Source organism: Streptomyces durocortorensis (assembly GCF_016901035.1).
Classification (GTDB): domain Bacteria; phylum Actinomycetota; class Actinomycetes; order Streptomycetales; family Streptomycetaceae; genus Streptomyces; species Streptomyces durocortorensis.
In genome coordinates, this window is the sequence record NZ_JAFEUF010000083.1 from 476 (window position 1) to 22,837 (window position 22,362).

Below are 22,362 nucleotides of genomic sequence, written 5' to 3' on the forward strand. Positions count from 1 at the left end.
CCCCCCCCCCCCGCCCCCCCCCGGCCCCCCCCCCCCCCGCGGCGCCCCCCCCCCCGCCCCCGCCGGGGGGGGGGGCCCCGGGGCCCGTAGAGGGGCTCGGGGTTCCACGGGACGACGGGCGTCGGCACGCCCTCGCTTCCCCGCAGTTCTTCCAGCGGGGCGGCGTGGGCGCGGATGTCGGTCAGGATCACCTCGGGGCGCAGACCGAAGGTGTCGGCGCGGCTCTGCGTGGACCAGTTGGCCCCGGGGCCTTCGGCGGGCTCCACCAGCCGGACGCCCAGTTCGGTGAGCACCCGCAGCTCGGGCCACATCTTGGGGCGTGCCACATGCGCCTGGTCCGGACCGGCCGGGGAGAGGGCGAGCACCCGGGGCGCGTCGGCGGACGTGGCGGCGACGACGGCCCGCAGCCTTTCCCGGGCGGCGTCAAGGTCGCGGTCCGCGCCCGGCCGTTCCGCGGCGCCGAGCGAGCGGGCCAGTTCGGCGAAGCGGTCGCCGATCTCACCGAACGTACGGGCCTGGCTGACGTCGAGGACGACCACCGGAACCCTCTCCTCCAGGGGCTTGGCCGTCTCGGGGGCCAGCCCGTAGACATGGCCGCCGCCGTAGCTGACGGCCACCACGAGGTCCGGCGCGGCGCTCAGCAGCCGTTCGACGTCCAGGGCGCCGCCCGCACCGAGGTACGCGACCTCGTCCAGCGGCAGGGTTCCGGTCTTCGCCGTGTCGGGGTCGGGCCCGTCGTGGTCGGAGCCGAAGATCGCCACCGGCCGGATTCCGAGATCCCACAGGGTGGCCCCGGCCTGGACATAGGCCAGCACCCGCCCGGGCGGGCGGGGCGCCGTCGACTGCTGACCCCGGTCGTCGGAGAACCGCCATTCGCTCTGTTCCGTCACGTCACACACGCCCCTCTGCCGCCGACTGCCGTTCCATTCGTGCGAGTTCGTACACGTGTACCTGCCCACCTCCTCACCGCCACACCCCTCTGGCCAGGGAACAAACGCCCGCCGACCGGTTTCGGGCACGACGGGCGCGCCACGCCACCCAGTGTTATGAATGAGTAACTTTCAGTGATCGGGCGGCGCCCCGGGCCGGCCCCTTCCGGACGGAGTCGACTACGTGCGCGCGACCCTCGTGAAGGCGGCCCTGGCCGTGGGCATCGGTGTGTCGCTCTGGGCCGCCCCGGCGGAGGCACCGGCCACGGCCGCGGCACGTCCGGCGGCGGGGGTGACGAGAGCGGTGCAGTGCCCCGTGGTCGACGTGCTGGTCGTCCACACACCGAAGGCGGCGCGGCAGGTCGGCGGCGAGCACCGGGTGCCCGCGTCGGCCCAGCGGATCGCGACGCGGATGAACCGGTCCCTGGCCGGGGGCGGGCTCTGCGGCGTCATCCGCGTCGTCCACCCGTACACGGCGACCGGTTACGCGGGGTCGGAGGAGTTCCGTGCCGCGTACGCCCTCCTCAAGGACCACAGGTCGGCGGGGCTCGGACGCCAGGTGCACGAACAGCGGGCGCGGTACGGCGCCGATCTGGTCACGCTGGTCGTGGACCGGCAGGAGCGCGGCGGCGGCACGGCGGACTACACGCCCGCCCTCGACAGCTCGACGGACGAGTACGCCTACGCGGTCGTCGACGTCGACGGGATCGACCTGGATTCGGCGAGCCACGAGATCGGTCACAACCTCGGCCTCGCCCACGACCGCACGACGCTGGCGGCGGGGGCGGACGGTTCGATGAGCGTGAGCCGTGACCGCCCGTACAACACCGGCTGGATCACGGAGGACGGCACGCGCTACACGATCATGGCGTACCGCTCCGCGTGCGGGGAGCACTGCCGGCGGATCAGCCGGTTCTCCAGCGCGACGGGGACGTGGGAGGGCCACCGGCTGGGCGACGCGGACAACGACGGCGTACGGGTGCTGCGCGAGACCATGCCGATTGTCGCCGGGTACCGCACCAAGGGCTGAGCCGGGGGAGGACCCGCCTCCCCGGGCCCCACGGGCCCGGTTCAGCCGGCGGCCGTGACGGGCCCTCCCGCGTCCGTGCCGGACTCGCCCACGGGCGCGTCGGCCACCGCTGCGTCCGTGCCGGGTTCCCGCCCGGGTTCGCGCCGCCGCAACTCGACGTTGAACTGGGCGCCTGCCAGCAGCGACAGGTTGGCGAACCACACCCAGATGAGGAAGACGACGAGCCCGGCGAGCGACCCGTAGAGCCTGCTGTAGCTGCCGACCTGGGTCGCGTACAGGGCGAACAGCGCCGATGCGGTGAGCCAGCAGAACGCGGCGAGTATCCCGCCGGGCAGGCCCCGGCGGATACCGCGCGCGGAGCGGGGGCCGGTGCTGAAGAGGACCATGATCAGGCAGGCGACGAGGCAGACCAGCAGCGGCCACTTCAGCGCCGCCCACAAGGTCTCCCCCTCGTGCGGCAGGCCGACGCGGCGGCCGAGCCAGCGGGCCAGCGGGCCGGTCATGACAAGAGCGAAGGCGCTGGTCATCAGGAGGAGGAGCAGGCCGATCGCCGAGACGACGATGATGTGCGCCTGCCGCAGAGGCGGGCGCGTCTCCCGGACGCCGTACATCGCGTGCAGTGCCCGGCGGAAGACCGCGAGGTAGCTGCATGCGGACCACACGGCGCTGACGGATCCGGTCGCGACGAGCAGCCAGACGGCGGAGCGCTGCTCGGTCGCCGCCTCCAAGGGCCTGCGCAGCGCCTCCCCGGACTCGGCGGGCGCGAACGCCGTGATGTCGGAGATCAGGGCGCTGGTCGCGTCGGGGTTGGCGAGGCCGATCACGGACACGGTGACCAGGAGCGCCGGGAGCAGGGCGAGGATGGCGTAGTACGTCAGGGCGGCGGCCCAGTCGGTGATGTCGTCGTTCCACAGCGAGACCGGGGTGCGGCGCAGAGCGGTGCGCCAGCGGTGGGGCGGTGCGGTGCGTCCGTCGGCGGGGGCGGTACTGTCCGCGGCGGACGCGGTCTGGGTGGGCAAGCTGATACTCCGGGGACGTGAGTGGCGGCGGTGGGCGGGGTGACCTGCCCGTTCCCGGACGTGCCGACCCCGCTCGATCCTCTCCTGCCACGTCGCGGCCGCGGCACACCTGGGGGTGTCCCGGCGATCGGTGGCGGGTCAGTCGTTGACGGCGGTGAGCAGGACCACGGCGTCGCTGAGCGCCAGCAGCCCGTGCCGTTCCTGCGGGATCGGGTGGAGGGCTCCGGCGGGGAGTTCCGCGTCGCCGGACGCGGCGGTGAGGCGGACGCTCCCGCGCAGGACGAGGAGCGAGGCGGCGGGCGGCGCGTTGTGCTCGTCGAGCGCGGTCCCCGCGGTGAGGGCAATCACCGTCTGCCGCAGGGGTGGCTGCTGGAGCACGAGGTGGGCGCTGCGGCCGTGCGCGGAGGCGCGGGCCGCGGTCAGGTGTTCCTCGGCAGTTACGTTGAGGTCGTCCATGTGCCCCACTGTGCCGCAGCCGCCCGTGCCCCGCGATCCTGGCGTGCCCGGTCGGCAGGGGCTGTGCCGGTGGTCCGGGCTCAGCGGGGCGCCTTGGCGGTGGAGCCCCGGACCACCAGCTCCGGCTCGAACAGCAGCTCGTCCGGCGGGAGCGTGCCGCCCTGGATGCCCGCGCAGAGCAGTTCGACGGCGGCCCGGCCCATGGCCTCGATGGGCTGGCGGATGGTGGTGAGCGGGGGTTCGGTGCAGTTCATGAACGCCGAGTCGTCGTAGCCGACGACCGAGATGTCGGACGGCACTCCGAGGCCGCGCCTGCGGGCCGCGCGGACGGCTCCGAGCGCCAGGGGGTCGCTGGCGCAGATGACGCCGGTGACGCCGCGCTCCAGCAGCCGGGAGGCCGCCGCCTGGCCGCCCTCCAGGGAGAACATCGAGCGCTCGACGTGCGCCTCGGTCAGCTCCCCGCCGGTGGCCGCCGCGACGGCGCGGGCCGCGGCGAGCTTGCGGCGGGAGGGCACGTGGTCGGAGGGGCCCATCACCACGCCGATGCGCTCGTGGCCGAGGGAGGCCAGATGGCGCCAGGCACGCTCGATGGCGACCGCGTCGTCGCAGGAGACGCAGGGGAAGTCGAGCCCTTCTATGGGGGCGTTGATCAGCACGACGGGGATGCGGCGCTCGGCAAGTCGGTGGTAGTGCTCGTGGGCCTCGTCCGCCTGGGCGAACAGCCCGCCCGCGAAGACCACGCCGGAGACCTGCTGCTGGAGGAGGAGGTCCACGTAGTCCGCCTCGGAGACCCCGCCCTTGGTCTGGGTGCACAGGACGGGGGTGAGGCCCTGCTGGGCGAGGGCGCCGCCGATGACCTCGGCGAAGGCGGGGAAGATCGGGTTCTGCAGTTCGGGCAGGACGAGGCCGACGAGCCGGGCGCGCTCGCCCCGCAGTTGGGTGGGCCGCTCGTAGCCGAGGACGTCCAGGGCCGTCAGCACGGACTGCCGGGTGGTCCGGGACACCCCGGGCTTGCCGTTCAGCACCCGGCTCACCGTGGCCTCGCTGACCCCAACCTTCTTGGCAACCTGAGCAAGTCGTCGCGTCATGCCGCAAGACTAACGTAAGCAGTGCAAGCAATTGACTTATCAACGCAAGGAATGCACGCAACGGGGGGCGCTTCCCGGCCATCGGGAAGCGCCCCTTTGCGAGCCTTTCAGCCTCCCCCGGGGCTACGGGTTGATGTTGATCTTGAAGCCGGGTGTGGTGTTCCTGATGTCCTGCGCGTTGTCGCTGAGCTTCAGACCGTTGAAGGTGACTTCACCGACCGCCGGGCCCTGCCCGGCCTCCGGCATCTCGTTGGCCCACAGCCCGAACCCGGACTTGGCGTCGAACGCGTCACCGCTCTTGCGCGCCCCCGAGATGGAGATGTCGCTGAGCACGGTGTCCAGGATCGGGAACTGCGGCTGTCCTCCGACGTAGTTCGTCTGGAACATGATCCCGCTGTAGGTGGGATCGACGATGTCCACATGGTTGATGCGGATGCCCTGGAACACCTTCGACGCCGAGAACAGCCAGATCCCGGGGAAGGTCTGCGACCCCCAGAAGTGACCGCCCGCGCGCACGATCGAGACGTTCTCGATCGTCGTCGGTTCGGTCCCGAAGCCGTTCATCGGGTAGCCGAAGTCCAGCGAGCTGACCGTGATCCCGGAGTACACCAGGGTGTCGGCAATGTGGATGTTGCGGAAGGTGTTGTCGTACCCGCCGTAGACGGCGATGCCCGCCGCGCGCCAGGTGAGGATCGAGGTCAGGTTCTCGTAGACGTTGTTCTTCATGTCCGCTCCCCCGGCGTCGATCGCCGAGAAGAGCGCGAAGCTGTCGTCACCGGTGGCCCGCGCCTCGTTGTTGGTCACGAGGTTGTCGGTGGACCCGTTGGTCATGTTGACGCCGTCGGCGAACATGTTGCGGATACGGGAGTTTTTGATGGTGACGTTGTCGGTGTTGGCGCCCCAGTAGAGGCACACCATGTGCTCGTTCCAGATGTTGTCGATGACGATGTCCGACACGTTGGAGAAGTCGAAGACCTTGCCGGGCCCGTCGATCCGGGAGGTGTAGTTGCCGAAGTACGCGAAGTTCGCGAACGACGACCCCTTGGCACTGGCCTCGGCCCGGAAGCCGACGTCCGTGTTGTCCTGCGTGGCCGGGGCGTTGAAGCGGGTGTACCAGGGTCCGGCCCCGACGACCTTCACGGCCTTGCCGTAGACCTGGAATTTACTGGCCGTGCTGTACTCCCCCGCCGGGAGGTAGACGCCCACCAGGGTGCCGGTGGTGTCCATGCGGACCTTGTCCAGGGCGTTCTGGACGTCCTGGTGGGTGAAGCCGGCCGGCACGGTGTACGTCGCCGGGTTCGGGTTGGCGACCGGGGCGACCTGCTCCAGGTTGATGAAGTCGATCGCGTACGTGGAGGTGTTGGCGCTGTCCTTCTGGAGCCGGATCTTGGACCCGGCCGGGACGGTCTTGCCCAGCATCACGTTCGCCTCGTCGTAGATGTGACGGGGCGCCCCGGAGCCCGGGGAGTTGCCGGGAGCGGTCTCGTTCCCGTACAGCCAGGCGTACTTCGAGGTGAGGTCGATCTTCTTCAGGAAGACGCCGTCGACGTAGACGTTCAGCGTGGAGTCGATGCCGCCGCCGCCCGGGGCGTCGGGGACGGAGAACCGGGTGACCAGGGTGTTGGTGGAGGCCCTGGTGGTGAACTCGACGTAGTTCCCGGTGTTGTTGAGCGTGACGGCCTTGCGTCCTGAGGCCTCGCCCGCGATGTCTCCCACGGTCCGGTTCGGGCCGACGACCTGGGCGCCGCCGCCGGTCGTGCCGTCCTCCGCCTCGTACATGGCGTACGGCATGTTGGCGCCGCGTCCCACGAACAGGGCCTGGGTGGAGGTGTTGTTCTCGCGCTTGACCGGGAGTTCGTTGGCGTCGGCCGCGATCACGGTCCGCACGGAGTACGAGCCGTTGGCGGCGGTCCAGGTGCCCAGCGGGACCGGTGCGGTGGTGGCTCCCGCCGCGATGGCCCCGTTGTGGGCGCCGGTGAGGGTCTTCACCGTGGCGCCCTTGCTGTCGACGAGGGTCAGCGTGATGCCGTGGGCGCCGGCCGCCGAGGCCACCGTGCCCTGGTTCTTGAGGGCGACGGAGAAGGTGACCGTGTCGCCGGCGGAGGCGGCCGAGGGTGAGCTGGTGACCGCCGAGGCCACCAGGTCGGAGCTGGAGACCGGCTTCACGACCAGCGGGGAGGCGCTGGTGTGGGTGTTGTTGGTCTCGTTCTGCTCGATGACCTCGTCCGCCGGGTCGGCGACCGCGCTCAGCTCGTAACTGCCCGCGTTCCGCGCCCCGATGGAAGCGCTGACCTGAGTGGAGGCTCCGGACGCCAGGGCGCCGACCGAGGCGGTGGCGACCTTGGTGGAGCCGAGCCGCAGCTCGACCTTGCTCGCCGGGGCGGCGAGCGCTCCGGCGTTGCGGACGGTCGCGGTCAGGGTGATCTCGTCCGTCTCGACCGGGGCGGCGGGCACGGCGGTGATGCCGGTGACCTGGAGGTCGGGGTTGGCCGCCGGAGCGCCCAGGACCTGGAACTCGGCGACCTGCCCGGCGCCGGAGCCGCTGTTGGCGGTGAACTTCAGCTGGACGTCCGCGACGCGGGCGGAGACCGGGATGGTCACCGTGTTGCCGGACGCGGGGCTGAAGGCGTAGTCCTTCGCGGCAGCCAGGGAGTTGAAGGACGAGGAGCTCTGCTCCCGGCCGAGGACCTCGATGCGCTGGGTGCGCGGTCCCCAGCTGCTGTCGGGGTTGAGCTTGACGACGACGTTCTGGGTGTCGGCGTTGGAGCCGAGCTTCACGGTGAGGGTGTTCGGGTAACTGCCGCCCGCGCCCTCCCAGTAGGTGGTGGCGCTGTTGTCGTTGGCGTTCTCGGCGACGTAGGTGTGGACCACGGAGGAGGCGGTGATCGGCTTGTTCACGGCGAGGTTGGAGGCCGAGCCGCTCTGCCCGTTGCGGGTGACGGTGTTGCTGTCGCCGGAGACGTTGCCCGCCGCGTCCTTGGCCCGCACCACGTAGCTGACGGTGGTGGACGCGGACTGGGTGTCGGTGTACGTCAGCACGTTGCCCGCGACGCTGCCGCGCAGCACGTTGTTGGCGTAGACGTCGTAGCCGGTCACGCCCTTGTTGTCGGTGGACGCCTGCCAGGTCAGCTTGACCGAACCACTGGACGGCTCGGTGAACGCCAGCGCGGAGGGGGCGGTGGGGGCCTGGGTGTCGCCGGTGTCGCCGCTACGGGTGACGGTGTTGCTGTTGGCGGACACGTTGCCTGCCGCGTCCTTGGCGCGGACGAAGTAGCTGACGCTCTGCCCGGCCGGGCGGGTGTCGGTGTACGTGGTGACGTCGCCGGCCACGCTGGTGAGCAGGGTGTTGTTCGCGTAGACGTCGTAGCCGGTGACGCCCTTGTCGTCCGTCGCGGCCTTCCAGGTCAGCCGGATCTGGCCGGTGGCGGGCTCGGTGAACGCGAGGTTCGCCGGCGCGGTCGGGGCCTGCGTGTCGCCCGTGGCGGGCCCGTACACCTCCAGCTCGGCCAACTGAGCTCCCTGCGCACCGGTGTTGGCGGTGACCAGGACACGGATGTACCGGGTGGTCGTGGCGTCGAAGCTGATCGTCGCCGACTGTCCGCCCGCCGCGTCGAAGCGATAGGCCTTGGAGGCGGTGAGGTCGGTGAAGTCCGTCCCGTTGGCGCTGCTTTGGAGCTTCAGGGTCTGGCTGCGCGCGGCCCAGCCGTCGGGCAGCCGCAGGACCACCCGGTCCACGCCCAGCGACGCGCCCAGGTCCGCCTGGATCCACTGCGGGAACTGGTCGTTCCGGCTGGCCCAGTAGCTGTCCCGGTTGCCGTCGTTGGCGTTGGCCGGAGTCTGGGATCCGTTGCTGCTGCTGGCGGTGAGGGTCTTGCCCGCCGCCAGGTCGGAAGAGGAGTCACCGGCGCCCCGGACCTCCAGCTCGGAGAGCTGGGCGGCCCGCCAGCCGGTGTTGGCGGTGATGTTGACACGGACGAAGCGGGTCAGGGTGGCCGGGAACGCGATGGTGACCTCGTTCGCGGCCCCCGGGGCGAAGGTGTACGTCGCGGAGTTCTTCAGGGTCGCGAAGCTGGTGCCGTCCGCGCTGCCCTGGAGGGACAGGGTCTGGGTGCGGGTCTCCCAGCCCGCCGGGAGGGTCAGCTTCACCTCGTCGACGCGGGTGCCCGCGCCCAGGTCGGTCTGGACCCACTGGGGCAGTCCGCCTCCGGCGCTCTCCCAGTACGTCGACCGGTTGCCGTCGGTGATGTTGGACGCGCCGTACTCGGCGTGGGCGCTGCTCGCGGCCGCGGCCCGGCCCGCGGCGAGGTTGGGGCCGTCGGCCGCCGCTGCGGCGAGCGACGGTACGCCGATCATTAGAAGACTGGTCGTGACGAGGGCGGATATCGCCCGCCATCTCCAGCGTTGGGCTCTGATAGCTCCCCGATCTTCGGTCTCGACGCACGGCGCGTCGAGGGCGCGGCTCTGCGACCGCAGCCAGGGAACACGGAATTCTGCGTATGCTGCGGCCCGCTTTTGCGTTGTGCCGTCAGAGAGTTGCAGAGAAATGAGAGACCGTCCACCGTTCCGACAACAGCCGGACGGGGTGTCCGGCCCCATGCGGCGGGGCCGGACTGGCCGTCGGACGGAACGTCAGAGGCCGCCGGTGTACAGCAGCCGATCGGGCGAGCCCTGGCCGAGGCCGGAGAGCACGTCGGGGGTGGCCGTGCCGTTGAGCCAGCGCGCGACGGCGGCGGGAGAGGCCGAGGGGTTCTCCTGCTTGTAGAGCGCGGCGACGCCCGCGACGTGCGGGCTGGCCATGGAGGTGCCGTTCAGCGAGACGGTGCCGCCGCCGAGCCGGGCGGAGACGATGTCGGCCCCGGGGGCGTACAGCGCGAGGCAGGAGCCCCAGTTGCTGAAGGAGGTCTCCCGGTCCTGCCGGTCGCTCGCGCCGACCGTGACCACGCCGTCGGCGGCGGCCGGGGAGACGTCGCAGGCGTCCCGGTCGTCGTTCCCGGCGGCCACGACGGGCAGCACACCCGCGTCGGCGACGGACTCGACCGCCGCGTCGACCGCGCTGGAACGGGCGCCGCCGAGCGAGGCGTTGAGCACGGCGGGGGCCTTGGTGCGGGCGGCGTCCTTGGCGACCCAGTCGAACCCGGCGAGGATGCCGGCCCAGGTGCCCCGGCCCTCGCAGTTCAGGACGCGTACGTTGACCAGCGAGGCGTCCTCGGCCACTCCGGACGTCGCCCCGCCCGCGGTGCCCGCGACATGGGTGCCGTGGCCGTTGCAGTCCATGCCGTCGCGGCCGTCCCCGACCGCGTCGTACCCGTTCACGACCCGGCCGCCGAACTCGCTGTGCGCGGCGTCGATCCCGGTGTCGACGACGTACACCTTCACGCCCTCGCCGGTGGCCGTGGTGGTGAAGGTGTCGTCCAGCGGCAGGGTGCGCTGGTCGATGCGGTCGGTGCCCCAGCCGGCCGCGGGGGCGCGGAAGAGGCTTCCCGCCCTGGGCGCGTCCACGGCGACCTCGGCGTTCTCCTCGACGGCGAGGACGCCGGGGACGGTCCGTACCGCTTCGAGTTCGGCGGCGGTGAGCGTGGCGGCGAAGCCGTGCAGGACGTTTCCGTACCGGAACAACGGGTCGAGCCCGAGCTCCCGCAGGACGGTGTCCGGCGAGAGTTCGGGCTCCAGGGTGACGATGTACTGCCCGGGTACGGCCCGGGTGGACTGCTCCACCGCGACGCCTTCCGGTTTGCTGTCGGCCGAGGCCGGGGCGGGGGTGGCGATCACCGGGGCGACCAGCAGCAGTGCGGCCGAGGCCCATCGGGCGGGCAGGCGCATGCATTCTCCTCGGGGTGGGGATCCGTTCGCGGAGCGAGTGCATCCGCGAAGCGCGAACACCCGTTCCTTCGTCCCCGCCCGTAGGTCGCCTTAGCCGGTTCAGCCGGACAGCGCAACGCCGGCGGTCAGCTCCAGTTCCTCGAGGTCGTGCTCGACGGACGGGCGGAGGTCGTCGTTGGTCCAGCTGCCCACGGCCGTCTCGGCGGTGATGCCGGGTCCGAAGCCGGCGATGAGGCCCTGGGCGGACTCGGCGGCTCCGCCGTCGTCGAAGAGCCTGGCCAGCGCGTCGAAGACGACGGAGCTGGCGATGTTGCCGCGTTCGGTGAGGGTGGCCCTGCTGTAGCGGAACATCTCCGGCGGCAGCTTCAGGTAGTGGCAGAGGTCGTCCAGGATGCGCGGCCCGCCCGCGTGGACGATGAAGAAGTCCATGTCGGGGACGGACCAGCCGTGCAGGTCGACCAGGTCCTGGAGGACCGGGGCGAGCATCTCCATGGTGCCGGGAACCCGCTTGTCCAGCAGGAAGTGGAAGCCGGTGTCGCGGACCGCGTAGGAGATCCAGTCCTCGGTGTCGGGCACCAGGTGCGAGCCGTTGCGCTCCAGCCGCATGCCGGTGCCGCCCTGTCCCCGGACGACGGCGGCGGAGAGGGCGTCCCCGAACAGCCCGTTGGAGAGCAGCGAGCCGACCCCGATGTCGGTGGGCTGGTAGCAGAGCGAGCAGAACTCGCAGGAGACGATGAGGACGTTGGCCTCGGGGTAGGCCACGCAGAAGTCGTGCGCGCGGTTGATGGCCGCGCCGCCCGCCGCGCAGCCGAGCTGGGCGATGGGCAGTTGGCGGGTCTCGGGCCGGAAGCCCATGGTGTTGATGAGCCACGCGGTCAGCGAGGGCATCATGAAGCCCGTGCAGGAGACGTAGACGATCAGGTCGATCTCTGCCGGGTCGGTCCCGGCGTTGGCGAGGGCCTGCCGGACGACGTCGGGCACCCGCCTCTTGGCCTCGGCTTCGTACACCCGGTTGCGGAGCTCGAATCCGGGGTGCTTCAGGGTCTCCTCGATGGGCTGCACGAGGTGCCGGGTCTGGACGCCGGTGTTCTGGATGAGCCGCAGGACGAGATCGCGCTGCGGGTGCCCGGCGTGGGTCTCGCGGGCCAGGTCCAGGGTCTGCTGCATCGTGATGACGTGCTCGGGCACAGCGATGGCGGGTCTGCACAGGGTCGCCATGGGTTCTCCTCGTATCTCGGAGCGGAGGCTCTCGTCACCACGTGACGGGCAGGGCGAGCGGGTAGCGCCAGATGGACGTCGTGTTCCACTCGATGTCCTCGGGCGGCACGTCCAGACGCAGGGCCGGGAAGCGGGTCAGCAACGTGGAGAAGGCGACTTCCAGCTCCATGGTGGCGAGCGGCGCGCCCAGGCAGTGGTGGGCACCCCAGCCGAACGTCATATGGGGGATGGACGGGCGGTCGGGGTCCAGCTCGTCGGGGCGGTCGAACTTGGCGGCGTCCCGGTTGGCCGTCAGGTAGGACACGTGGACCACGTCCCCGGCCTTGATGAGGACACCGCTGAGCTCCACGTCCTGAAGGGCGATGCGCGGGATGCCGACGCCCTTGCGGAAGGGGATGTGGCGCAGCAGCTCCTCCAGGGTGCGGGGCAGCCGCGCCGGTTCGGCCTGGAGGGAGTGGAGGAGTTCGGGACGGGTGAGCAGGGTGTAGGCGATGTTGCCGAGCTGGTAGGTGGTGGTGTCCTGGCCGGTGATGAGCAGGACCATCGCCATGACGGCCAGCTCGTCGTCGTCCAGGAGTTCGGCGCCGTCCCGGGCGGTGGCCAGGGTGCTGATGAGGTCCTCGCCCGGGGAGCGGCGGCGCTCGGCGGTCAGCTCCTGGAAGTAGCCGCGCAGCTCCGCCTTGGCGCGTACGGCGTCCTCCTTGCCTGCGGCACCGACGTTCATCATGGTCATGGCGTGGGCGCGGAGCCAGGGGCGGTCGGCCTCGGGGATGTCGAGCGCCTCGCAGATGGTGATCAGCGGCAGCGGTGAGGAGACCCGGGCGACGAAGTCGGCCGGTGAGCCTTCGTCCGCCATCTCGTCCAGCAGCCGGTCGACGACACGCTGGGTTCCGCCACGCATCTGCTCGACGCGGCGGGGGGTGAAGCTCTTGGCGACCAGGGAGCGGAGCCGGCTGCTGGCGGGCGGGTCCATGAGGTTGATGGACTCGGCCTGGACGATCGGCTCCGGGGTCATCCGGGGGAAGTCACGACCGAGGACGGCGCTGCGGCTGAACCGCCGGTCGGTGGTGACCGTCCGGACGTCCTCGTAGCGGGTGACGAGCCAGGCCTCGCCCTCGCCGTACGCCATCCGGATGCGGGAGACCGGCTCCTCGGTCAGCAATTGCCTGAGCTGGGGGTCGAACTCCAGCTGCTGCGCGTAGTCGAACGGGCAGGTCCGTACGGATTCCTTGTGCTGCACCGAGGTGTTCTCCACCGAGGTTCTCCCCATGGCCGGTTCGGGGTGTTCAGGACATCCCGGAGCCGGGCCCGGGAACAGACCTCCCCTGTGTCCCCCGCCGTACCGCGAAACATGTCACTCACTGTTCGTAGTCAGCCGATCAGGGGGGCGCACGCCCCGGCGCTCGGCCTCCCGGCCCAGACGAACCGCACCGCACGGAGGAAGCGGCGCTGAGATGGTGCTCGGCGCGGTAGAGGTGAGGGGGACAGAGCAGCCCGTCCGCCTCGCGAAAAGGGAACGACCATGACGGAAAGTGACCAATACCGGGACGCGCGTCTCGGCCGACGAACCTTCGTACGGGGTGCCGCGGGTGTCGTGGGAGGCGCGGGGCTGATCGGCGCGGTGTCGGCGGGCACCGCTGCCGGCGCCCCGGCAGCGGACCCGGACGACGGCCGGGTGCCGTTCCACGGCGCGCACCAGGCGGGGATCCTCACCCCGCAGCAGCGGTTCGGCGGTTTCGTCGCCTTCGACGTGCTCGCGCGGGACCGGACGGAGCTGGCGGCGCTCTTGCGGAAGCTGACCGTGCGGTCCCGCGTTCTGACCGCCGGAGTCACCCCGAAGGATCCGGACGTCGCGGCGGTGGGGGGCGGCCCCGAGGACCGGCTGACGATCACCGTGGGAGTCGGCGCCTCACTGTTCGACGGGCGTTTCGGGCTGGCGGGGGCGCGGCCGCCCGGCCTCACCCGGATGCCGCGCTTCCCCGGGGACCGGCTCGAACCGGCAGGCTGCCACGGGGATCTCTCGGTACAGGTCTGCGCCCAGCACCCGGACGCCGTCCTCCATGTCGTACGGGATCTGGCGCGGGAGACCACCGGGCTGCTGCGGGCACGGTGGCGGGTCGACGGGTTCGTGAACCCGCCGCGCCCCGAGGGCAGCCCCCGGTCGTTCGCCGGCTTCAAGGACGGCACGGCGCACCCGGACACGGCGTCGGCGCGGGAGATGGACCGGCTGGTCTGGGTCGGTCCGGAGGGGCCCGGCTGGGCGCGTGGCGGAAGCTACCAGGTCCTGCGCACCATCCGGTTGCGGGCCGAGGCGTGGGACCGGGTTCCGCCGGCCGAGCAGGAGCGGATCTTCGGCCGGCGCAAGTCGACCGGCGCGCCGCTCGACGGGAAGAAGGAGAGCGATCCGCTCGACTACGGGCGCGACCCGCAGGGCCGGGTGACCCCGCTGGACTCCCATGTCCGCCGGGCCAATCCCCGTACCCCCGGGAGCGAGGACTCGGTCCTGCTGCGCCGGAGCTACAACGTCGACCAGGGCCTCGCGCCCGACGGGACGCTCGACGTGGGGCTGGTGTTCTGCTGCTACCAGCAGGACATCGCCCGGCAGTTCGCCACGGTGCAGAAGCGGCTGGAGGGCGAGCGGTTCGCGGACTTCAGCACCACGACGGGCGGCGGCTACTTCCTCGCGCTGCCGGGAGTGACCGACACCTCGGACTGGTACGGCTCGGCACTGCTCGATTCCTGAGGGACCGGCGTCGCTCCGTCGAGCACGTGGTGGCGGCCGATCGGGAGCATCAGGGGCCGCCCCGAGACGGGATCCTCGATGATGCGGCTGTCGAGGTCGAACACCGCCCGGACGGTCTCCTCGGTCAGCACTTCGGCCGGGGTGCCGGAGGCGTGGAGGCCGCCGTCGGCGAGGGCGATCAGGTGGTCGGCGTACCGGGCGGCGAGGTTGAGGTCGTGCAGGACCATGACGATGGTGGTGCCGCGCGAGCGGTTCAGGTCGGTGAGGAGGTCGAGGACCTCGATCTGGTGGCTGGCGTCGAGGAAGGTGGTCGGCTCGTCGAGCAGCAGCAGGTCGGTCTGCTGGGCGAGCGCCATGGCGATCCAGACGCGCTGGCGCTGGCCGCCGGAGAGTTCGTCCACGGCGCGTTCGGCGAGCGGTTCGGTGTGGGTGGCCTCCAGGGCGGCGGCCACGGCGGCGTCGTCCTGCTCGTTCCAGCGGGAGAAGATCCCCTGGTGCGGGTGGCGGCCGCGGCCGACGAGGTCGGAGACGGTGATGCCCTCGGGTGCGATCGGCGACTGCGGCAGCAGTCCGAGGGTGCGGGCCAGCTCCTTGGCGGGCAGCCGGTGCACCTCCTTGCCGTCCAGGACGACGCGGCCGGCGCGCGGGGCGAGCAGCCGGGACATGGAGCGCAGCAGCGTCGACTTGCCGCAGGCGTTGGCGCCGACGATGACGGTGATCCGCCCGGGCGGTACGGCCAGGTCGAGGGAGTCGACGACGGTGCGGTCGCCGTAGCCGAGGGTGAGTCCTTCGGCGGTCAGTCGGTGGTGCGTGGTCATAGCGAGCCTCCCGCCCGGTTGGTGCGGATGATCAGGTAGACGAGGTAGGGGGCTCCGAGGACGCCGGTGACGACGCCGACCGGGTAGCGCTCGCCGAAGGCGAACTGGCCGGTGAAGTCGGCGACGAGGACGAGCAGCGAGCCGACGAGTCCGGCGGGCACGAGCAGCGAGCCGCCCGCTCCGACGATCCGGGCGGCGATGGGCCCGGAGAGGAACGCCACGAACGCGATGGGTCCGGCCGCCGCCGTGGCGAAGGCGATGAGCCCCACCGCGGCCACGATCACGGTGATCCGGGTGCGTTCGACGCGTACGCCCAGGGCGGAGGCGGTGTCGTCGCCGAGCTGGAGCGCGGAGAGGTTACGGGCCTGGCCCAGCAGCAGCGGGGTGAGGACGGCCGCTGCGACGAGGGCGGGGACGACCTCGTCCCAGGTGGCGCCGTTGAGGCTGCCGGTCAGCCAGCGCATCGCCTCCTGGAGGTCCCATTCGGCGGCCTGGGAAAGGACGTAGGAGGTGATGCTGTCGAGCATCGCGGAGATCCCGATGCCGATGAGGATGAGCCGGGTGCCGACGACGCCGCCCTTGAACGCCAGTGAGTACACCAGCAGGGCGACGCCGAGTCCGGCGGCGATGGCGAGGGCGGAGACCTGCACCTCGCCGAGGGACAGGGTGACGATGGCGATGGCCGCGGCGGCGCTCGCGCCGGAGCTGATGCCGATGATGTCGGGGCTGGCGAGGGGGTTGCGGAGCATCGTCTGGAAGGTGACGCCGGCGAGGCCGAAGCTGAATCCGGCGACCAGGGCGAGGACCGCGCGGGGCAGCCGCAGCCGGCCCACGGTGAACGACGCGCCGGGCACCTGTTCGCCGAGGATCACCCGGAACACGTCGCCGGGCGGGTAGTAGGTGCGGCCCGCCATCAGGGTCACGGCGAACGCGGCGACCACGAGGAGGACCAGCACCAGGACGACGCGGCGGCGGCGCGAGGCGCCCCGCACGCGGCGGCGGGTGGCGGCCGCGACGGAGGCGGGCGCGGCCTCCTGGGGGGCCGGCCGGGTGAGGGCGGGGGCGCTCACAGGGCACGCACCTTCTGTCGGCGGACGATGTAGATGAAGAAGGGGGCCCCGATCAGGGCCGTGACGATGCCGACGTCGATCTCGGAGGGGCGGGCCACGATCCGGCCGACGATGTCGGCGGCGGTGAGCAGGACCGCGCCGAGCACCGCCGAGAGCGGCAGGAGCCAGCGGTGGTCGACGCCCACGAGGAGGCGGCAGGTGTGCGGGACGACGAGGCCGACGAAGCCGATGGGCCCGGCGACGGCGGTGGCGGCTCCGCACAGCAGGACGGCGCCGAGCGCGGCCACGGCCCGTGCCACGGCGACGCGTTCGCCGAGACCGGCTGCCAACTCATCGCCCAGGGCGAGGGAGTTCAGGGCACGCGCGGAGAGCAGGCAGACGGCGAAGCCGACGACGAGGAACGGCGCGACCTGGCCGATGCGTTCGAAGGACGCGCCGCCGACGCCGCCGATCTGCCAGAGCTTGAAGCTTCCGGCGATGTCGTTGCGCGGCAGGATGACCGCGCTGACGAGCGAGGCGAAGGCGGCGGACGTGGCGGCCCCGGCGAGCGCCAGCTTGAGCGGGGTGGCCCCTCCCCTGCCGAGCGTCCCGACGGTGTAGACGAACAGGGCGGAGAGGGCGGCGCCCACGATGGCGACCCAGATGTAGCCGGTCGGCGAGGTGAGCCCGAAGAACGCGACCGCCGTGACGACGGCGAGGGAGGCCCCCATGTTGACGCCGAGGATGCCCGGGTCGGCCAGCGGGTTACGGGTCACGCCCTGCATCACGCCGCCCGCGAGGCCGAGCGCCGCGCCGATGACGACGGCGAGGACCGTACGGGGCATGCGCTTGGTCGCGGCCGCCTGCCCCAGGGTGTCGTCGGAGCCGCCGAGCGCAGCGACGACGTCGGACCACGGCACGTCGCGGGAGCCGAAGGCCACGGAGGCGACCATGACGGCGGCCAGGGTGAGCAGGGAGAGCAGGAACCACAGCAGGCGCACGCCCGCCGGACGCCTGCTGGTGACGGCGTCCGGCGGGGTACGGATGTCGAGCGAGGTCACTTGACCTTGTCCGCGGCCTCGGCGAGGGCGGCGGCGTAGTCGTCGAGCACGTAACCGATCGACAGCGGCGTCGGGTTGGCGGCGGTGGCCAGCGGCGAGCTGCCGGGCAGGAGGTACGTCGAACCGCGCTCGACGGCCGGGATCTTCGAGAGCAGCGGGTCCTTGGTGATGGTCTTCAGCAGCTCACCGGTGTCGTCGCCGTAGCCGGTGATGATGTCGACGTCGTCGAACGCGTCGATCTGCTCGGCGCTCTTGGTGAGGGCGAACTTGTCCGTGCCCTCGGAGGCCTTCGCGATGGACCCGGGGATCTTCATGCCGAGGTCCTGGAAGAACTGGGTGCGGGTGTCGTGGGCGGTGTAGAAGCCGACCTCGCTGACGTCGTTGGGGTCGACGTGCGTCATGAACATCGCCGACTTGCCCTTGAGCTGCGGGTACTTGGCGGCGGTCTTGGCTATGTCCCCGTCGAGCTTCTTGATCAGCTTCTCGCCCTCGTCGGCCAGCCCGATCGCCTTGCTGTTCGTCCGGATGATCTCGCGCCACGGCGTCGCCCAGGCGGCATCCGGGTAGGCGACGACGGGGGCGATCTCGCTGAGGGTCTCGTAGTCCTTCTTGGTCAGACCCGAGTACGCGGCGAGGATGACGTCCGGCTTCGTGTCCGCGACGGCCTCGAAGTCGATGCCGTCCGTCTCGTCGAAGAGTACCGGCGTCTTGGCCTTCAGGTCGTCGAGCTTCTCCTCGACCCAGGGCAGCACGCCGTCGTTGTTGTCGTCGCCGAAGTTCGCCGCGGCCATGCCCACGGGCACGACGCCGAGCGCCAGGGGCACTTCGTGGTTGGCCCAGTTGACGGTCGCGACGCGCTTCGGCTTGGCCGGGATGGTGGTCGTACCGAGGGCGTGCTCGACGGTCAGGGGGAAGGCGCCGGATCCACCCCCCTCCTTCTTCGTGTTCTCGGCGTCGCCGCTTCCGTTCCCGCCGCAGGCGGCGACGGAGACGAGGGCGGCTGCTACGGCGAGCAGGCGGAGGCGGTGTGAGGACATGGGTGAGTACCCGGCTTTCCGGAGGGTCGGGGTGCCGCTTCCCGCACGTCCGGGCGTGGGCTGCCGTCGTGGTGGGGTGCGATGCGGAGGACGCAGCGGCTTAGGTAAGGCTTGCCTTTGCACTTTATGAGAGGAGGCACAGATGTCGCAATCAACTGTTTGAGACAGGCGTTGTAGCGATGAGGACATTCGTGGCGGCGGCGCATGACGCTCTTGACCCTCACGTGACGTCAGGCCGCATAGTCGGTGCCGTGGAAGATCACTGGACCGTGGGGCGCGTCGCCGAGCTGGCCGGCGTGAGCGTCCGCACGCTGCATCACTACGACGGGGTCGGACTGGTCAGGCCGTCGGCACGGACCGCGGCCGGGTACCGGGCCTACGCGGCCGCCGACGTGGAGCGGCTGCGGGAGGTGCTGGCCTACCGGCGGCTGGGCTTCGGGCTGCGGGAGATCGCGGAACTGGTCGACGATCCCTCGGCCGACGCGGTGGCACACCTGCGCCGGCAGCGGAGCCTGCTGCTGGAGCGGCGCGCTCGCACCGACACGATGGTGGCGGCCATCGACAGGGAACTGGCGGCACGGGCGAAGGGGGTCAGGGTGACACCGGAGGAGCAGCTGGAGATGCTCGGCGCGCGGCTGTACGACACGATCGGCGGCGCCTACACCGCGACGCGGCGTACCGATCCCCGGATCGCCGCGCAGATCTGGGAGGCTCTCGGAGAGGCGCGGACGGTGCTGAACGTCGGGGCCGGTACGGGGTCCTACGAGCCCGCGGACCGCCAGGTGACCGCGGTGGAGCCGTCCGCGGTCATGCGGGCGCAGCGGCCGCCGGGCTCGGCGCCGTGCGTGGCCGCCGCCGCGGAGAACCTGCCGTTCGCAGACCGCTCCTTCGATGTCGCGATGGCCGTCTCCACCGTTCACCACTGGGGCGATCCGCTCGCGGGGCTGCGCGAGATGCGGCGCGTGGCCCGCCGGGTGGTGGTGCTCACCTTCGACACCGATGAGCCCGGGTGGCCGGACCGGTTCTGGCTGACCCGCGACTACCTGCCCGAGTTCACCTGCGTCCTCGCGGAGTTCCCCTCGCTCGCCAAAATGGCCGATGCGATCGGCGGCCGCGCCGAGCCGGTGCCCGTGCCGTGGGACTGCGTCGACAGCCTGTTCGAGGCGTACTGGCGCCGGCCGGAGGCGTACCTGGAGGAGCGTGTCCGCCGCGCGATGTCGGTGTGGACGAGGGTCGGGCCCGAGGCGGAGGGGCGGGCGGTGCGCAGCCTCGGCGACGACCTCGCCTCGGGCCGGTGGGCCGAGCGGAACGGGGATCTGGCCGGACTCGACGCGGCGGATCTGGGCCTGCGCCTGCTCACGGCGTGAACCCAGGAGCGCACGCAGGACCCGGAAGCGGCTCACCCCGGCCGGAAGGCCCCCGGTGTCAGCCCGGTGGTCCGGCGGAAGGCGACGCCGAAGGCGCTGGCCGAGCGGTAGCCGGCCTGTTCGGCCACCGACTCGACGTCCCAGCCCCGGGCCAGCAGGTCGATCGCGTGCTGGGCGCGGACGGCCGCGACCCACCGTACGAAGCTCGTGCCCGTCTCGGCGCTGAACGCCCGCGTGACCGTACGCGTGCTCACGCCCAGCTCGGACGCCCAGTCCGCCAACGTCCGCTGGTCGGCCGGATCCTCGCGGACCGCGTCCGCGACGGGGCGCAGGAGGTCGGAGGTGGGGATCTGCACGAGCAGTTCGCGGGGCGACGGGGCGAGGACGTCGAGGACCAGCGCCTCGGTCGCGGCCCGGGAGGAGGGGGCGAGGCCGGGTTCGCCGAGCCGTTCCAGGAGGAGGCGGAGCAGAGGGGTGATCTCGACGGCGACCGGGGTGTCGGAGATCGACGACGTCGTACGGAAGCCGAAGAAGCTCGCCCGGAACCAGGTTCCCGCAGTCGCCGAGCCGGAGTGCAGCGTTCCGGCCGGCATCCACAGACCGAGGGCGGGGGTGATCGTCCAGATGCGTTCGCCGACCACCGCGGAGGAGGCGCCCCGCTCGTTCCAGAGCAGTTCGTGGAAGGGATGGGAGTGGGCGTCCCAGAGCGTGTCGTGGGAGACGACCTCGTCGTAGGCCTGGATGACGAAGGGCGTCTCGACCGATCCGGGCGCGTGCGTGGGCAGCGACCGGGTCTCCCGGGTCGGGGCAGGCCCGGCTTCCGCGGTCATGCGGCACGGGCCCCGTTCGCACGGCGGCCGGTCACGGCGGGTGTCTCTCGCATCCGCCCAGCCTAGAAGGTGGGCCCGGCGGCCGGTCGCGCTGCTCCTGTCTGCCGTTGTGCCCGCTTCTCCGGTACGGCGCGGGTTCCGGGGTGGACGAGATGGACCCGTACGACCATGTTGCGCAACGGCCGCGGCCAGGAACCGAACTGCTGCAGCGCACGTCTCCCGCACCATGATCTCAAGCGAGCGCCAGGAGCACGCGATTTCCAGCAGGCTGGTCTCGCCGTCCGCGGTGAGTGTGGATTCGTCGAAGGCCAACGACTACAACGGCTTCGCCGAGGCGTACACGGCGGCGAACGAGACCAACCTGGTCAATGCCTACTACGAGCGGCCCGCGATGCTGGCCCTCGCTGGAGACGTGGCCGCCCGGCGGATCCTCGACGTCGGCTGCGGCTCGGGGGCCCTGTTCGCCGCGCTGCGCGACCGTGGCGCCATGGTGAGTGGCTTCGACGTGAGTGCCGAGATGCTGCAGCTGGCCCGGCAGCGGCTCGGCGACGGTGCGGACCTGCAGGTCACGGACCTGGGCAGTCGGCTTCCGTACCCTGATGACACGTTCGACGATGTCGTCGCGTCCCTGGTGCTGCACTACCTGGAGGACTGGGGGCCGGCGCTGGCCGAGCTTCGACGCACGCTCAAGCCCGGCGGTCGGCTGATCGCTTCTGTCGACCATCCCTTCGCTGTCAACCTCATACACCGCGAGGCCGGCCGCGAGGCCGAGTGCAACTACTTCGACACCACCAAATGGACCGTGGAGTGGACCGTGGGAGGTCATACCGCCCTGGTGAGTCGCTGGAACAGGCCGCTGCACGCGATGGTCGAGGCTTTCACCGGGGCCGGTTTCCGGATCACTGCCATCAGCGAGCCGGAGCCTGATCCCGCCGCCCGCGAGATGTTCCCCGAGGCCATGGCCGCCGAGCCGCGCTTCCTGTGCTTCCTGTTCTTCGTACTGCAGGCCGAGTAGCAACCGGAACGCCAGGGCCTCCACGGCTCGTACCGGGGCGTGCGGGGGCACTGGGCTCAACCGTCTGCCTCAACTCGACGTTTACGCGGGGGTGGTTACGTGCTTCAGGTGAAAGGGCTGCGGCTTTCGTCGTGCCCGCCGCCCCTCGGCCGGACAGTGGGTGGGCCGACCGGGCTGCCGGTCGGCGGGACCGTACGGCGAAAGGTGACGGATTCATGACCACTGAGGCCAACCGGCGGGTCGCGCTCGTCTTCTCCCTGTTCGATGCCAACGCCAACGGAGTCCTGGAGGCCGACGACTTCGAGCTCATGGCCGGCCGCGTCGTCAGCGAGGCACACGCCTCGGACCAGGCGGCGAAGGACGCGATGCGCGGGGCGTTCCGGCGGTACTGGACGACTCTGCTCACCGAGCTGGACGAGAACGGCGACGGCGAGATCAGCTTCGAGGAGTTCACGGCGTGCGTACTGTCGCCGGAGCGGTTCGACGCGACCATCGCCGTGTTCGCCGAGGCGCTGGCCGCGCTGGGCGACCCGGACGGCGACGGCCTGATCGAGCGGCCGCTGTTCATGGCGCTGATGAGGGCGATCGGGTTCGAGCCGGCGAACATCGACGCGCTCTTCGACGCGTTCGAGCCGACCGACGGGGACCGGATCCGGGTGGAGACGTGGGTCGCCGGGATCAAGGACTACTACGCACCCGGCAAGGCCGGTATCCCCGGGGACCACTTGGTCGTCGGCACCCCTGTCTGACCGGAGGACCCCTGATGAACCGTGGGGGGCCCCCCCGGGAGGGAAGGGGGGGGCACCACCCACCCCGGGGGCAGCCCGGAGCCAGGGCGGGGGGGGGCCCCCGGCCGGCCGGCGGCCCGGCGGGGGGCGGGAG

Annotated in this window: 17 protein-coding genes and 1 pseudogene; 5 read left to right on the forward strand and 13 right to left on the reverse strand. The window is 71.5% G+C overall.

Translation table 11 applies throughout. The features are described from left to right. Positions 1–77: 77 nt before the first annotated feature. Positions 78–890 (reverse strand): annotated as a pseudogene (locus tag JS521_RS17670) (ABC transporter substrate-binding protein); the annotation flags it as partial. Positions 891–1,113: 223 nt separating this feature from the next. On the opposite strand from JS521_RS17670, the gene JS521_RS17675 reads away from it, so the two are divergent. Continuing rightward, positions 1,114–1,959 carry a M12 family metallo-peptidase gene (locus JS521_RS17675; protein ID WP_205083935.1) on the forward strand — a complete coding sequence of 282 codons (846 nt, stop codon included), beginning with the start codon at positions 1,114–1,116 and terminating at the stop codon, positions 1,957–1,959. Positions 1,960–2,000: 41 nt separating this feature from the next. Here JS521_RS17675 and JS521_RS17680 read toward each other — a convergent pair whose 3' ends face one another. From JS521_RS17680 to JS521_RS17710, 7 genes are all read right to left on the reverse strand, one after another. Next, on the reverse strand, positions 2,001–2,978 hold the full coding sequence (locus tag JS521_RS17680; RefSeq protein WP_239487423.1) for a YihY/virulence factor BrkB family protein: 978 nt from the start codon (positions 2,976–2,978) through the stop codon (positions 2,001–2,003). Positions 2,979–3,116: 138 nt separating this feature from the next. Next, positions 3,117–3,434, reverse strand: a complete 318-nt coding sequence (locus JS521_RS17685; protein WP_205083936.1) for a cupin domain-containing protein — start codon at positions 3,432–3,434, stop codon at positions 3,117–3,119. An 80-nt stretch (positions 3,435–3,514) separates the two neighbouring features. Next, a complete protein-coding gene (locus JS521_RS17690) occupies positions 3,515–4,522 on the reverse strand; it encodes a LacI family DNA-binding transcriptional regulator (protein ID WP_205083937.1) in 1,008 nt (335 codons plus the stop codon). 123 nt (positions 4,523–4,645) lie between these two features. Then, positions 4,646–8,935: a discoidin domain-containing protein gene (locus tag JS521_RS17695; protein WP_205083951.1), complete on the reverse strand. Its 4,290-nt coding sequence runs from the start codon at positions 8,933–8,935 to the stop codon at positions 4,646–4,648. Between the two features lie 216 nt (positions 8,936–9,151). After that, on the reverse strand, positions 9,152–10,342 hold the full coding sequence (locus JS521_RS17700) for a S8 family peptidase (RefSeq protein WP_205083938.1): 1,191 nt from the start codon (positions 10,340–10,342) through the stop codon (positions 9,152–9,154). Positions 10,343–10,441: 99 nt separating this feature from the next. Then, positions 10,442–11,575, reverse strand: a complete 1,134-nt coding sequence (locus tag JS521_RS17705) for a type III polyketide synthase (protein WP_307847906.1) — start codon at positions 11,573–11,575, stop codon at positions 10,442–10,444. A 19-nt stretch (positions 11,576–11,594) separates the two neighbouring features. After that, the gene (locus tag JS521_RS17710) at positions 11,595–12,830 is read right to left on the reverse strand and encodes a cytochrome P450 (RefSeq protein WP_205083940.1); all 1,236 of its coding nucleotides are present in this window, start codon (positions 12,828–12,830) and stop codon (positions 11,595–11,597) included. Positions 12,831–13,082: 252 nt separating this feature from the next. On the opposite strand from JS521_RS17710, the gene JS521_RS17715 reads away from it, so the two are divergent. Then, positions 13,083–14,303: a Dyp-type peroxidase gene (locus tag JS521_RS17715; RefSeq protein ID WP_239487425.1), complete on the forward strand. Its 1,221-nt coding sequence runs from the start codon at positions 13,083–13,085 to the stop codon at positions 14,301–14,303. Here JS521_RS17715 and JS521_RS17720 read toward each other — a convergent pair. The 4 genes from JS521_RS17720 to JS521_RS17735 are packed head-to-tail and all read right to left on the reverse strand — an operon-like array spanning position 14,234 to position 18,268. Beyond that, positions 14,234–15,121, reverse strand: coding sequence for an ABC transporter ATP-binding protein (locus JS521_RS17720; RefSeq protein ID WP_205083941.1), 888 nt, complete (start codon positions 15,119–15,121; stop codon positions 14,234–14,236). The two genes, JS521_RS17715 and JS521_RS17720, sit on opposite strands and share 70 nt — an antisense overlap. Further along, a complete protein-coding gene (locus JS521_RS17725) occupies positions 15,118–16,191 on the reverse strand; it encodes a FecCD family ABC transporter permease (RefSeq protein WP_205083942.1) in 1,074 nt (357 codons plus the stop codon). The genes JS521_RS17720 and JS521_RS17725 overlap by 4 nt, the downstream gene beginning before the upstream one ends. Further along, on the reverse strand, positions 16,188–17,231 hold the full coding sequence (locus JS521_RS17730) for a FecCD family ABC transporter permease (RefSeq protein ID WP_205083943.1): 1,044 nt from the start codon (positions 17,229–17,231) through the stop codon (positions 16,188–16,190). Before JS521_RS17730 ends, JS521_RS17725 begins: the two co-directional genes overlap by 4 nt. Continuing rightward, the gene (locus JS521_RS17735) at positions 17,228–18,268 is read right to left on the reverse strand and encodes an iron-siderophore ABC transporter substrate-binding protein (RefSeq protein ID WP_205083944.1); all 1,041 of its coding nucleotides are present in this window, start codon (positions 18,266–18,268) and stop codon (positions 17,228–17,230) included. Before JS521_RS17735 ends, JS521_RS17730 begins: the two co-directional genes overlap by 4 nt. A 269-nt stretch (positions 18,269–18,537) precedes the next feature. On the opposite strand from JS521_RS17735, the gene JS521_RS17740 reads away from it, so the two are divergent. Then, positions 18,538–19,635 (forward strand): MerR family transcriptional regulator, encoded by a 1,098-nt coding sequence (locus JS521_RS17740; RefSeq protein ID WP_205083953.1) that lies wholly within the window; start codon positions 18,538–18,540, stop codon positions 19,633–19,635. Between the two features lie 32 nt (positions 19,636–19,667). Here the strand turns inward: JS521_RS17740 and JS521_RS17745 are convergent, their stop codons facing one another. Next, a complete protein-coding gene (locus tag JS521_RS17745) occupies positions 19,668–20,465 on the reverse strand; it encodes a helix-turn-helix domain-containing protein (protein WP_205083945.1) in 798 nt (265 codons plus the stop codon). A 226-nt stretch (positions 20,466–20,691) separates the two neighbouring features. Here JS521_RS17745 and JS521_RS17750 point away from each other — a divergent pair, with 226 nt between their 5' ends. Both JS521_RS17750 and JS521_RS17755 read left to right on the forward strand, forming a co-directional pair. Further along, positions 20,692–21,480, forward strand: a complete 789-nt coding sequence (locus JS521_RS17750; RefSeq protein WP_205083946.1) for a class I SAM-dependent methyltransferase — start codon at positions 20,692–20,694, stop codon at positions 21,478–21,480. 215 nt (positions 21,481–21,695) lie between these two features. After that, positions 21,696–22,229, forward strand: a complete 534-nt coding sequence (locus JS521_RS17755) for an EF-hand domain-containing protein (protein WP_205083947.1) — start codon at positions 21,696–21,698, stop codon at positions 22,227–22,229. Positions 22,230–22,362 lie beyond the last annotated feature (133 nt).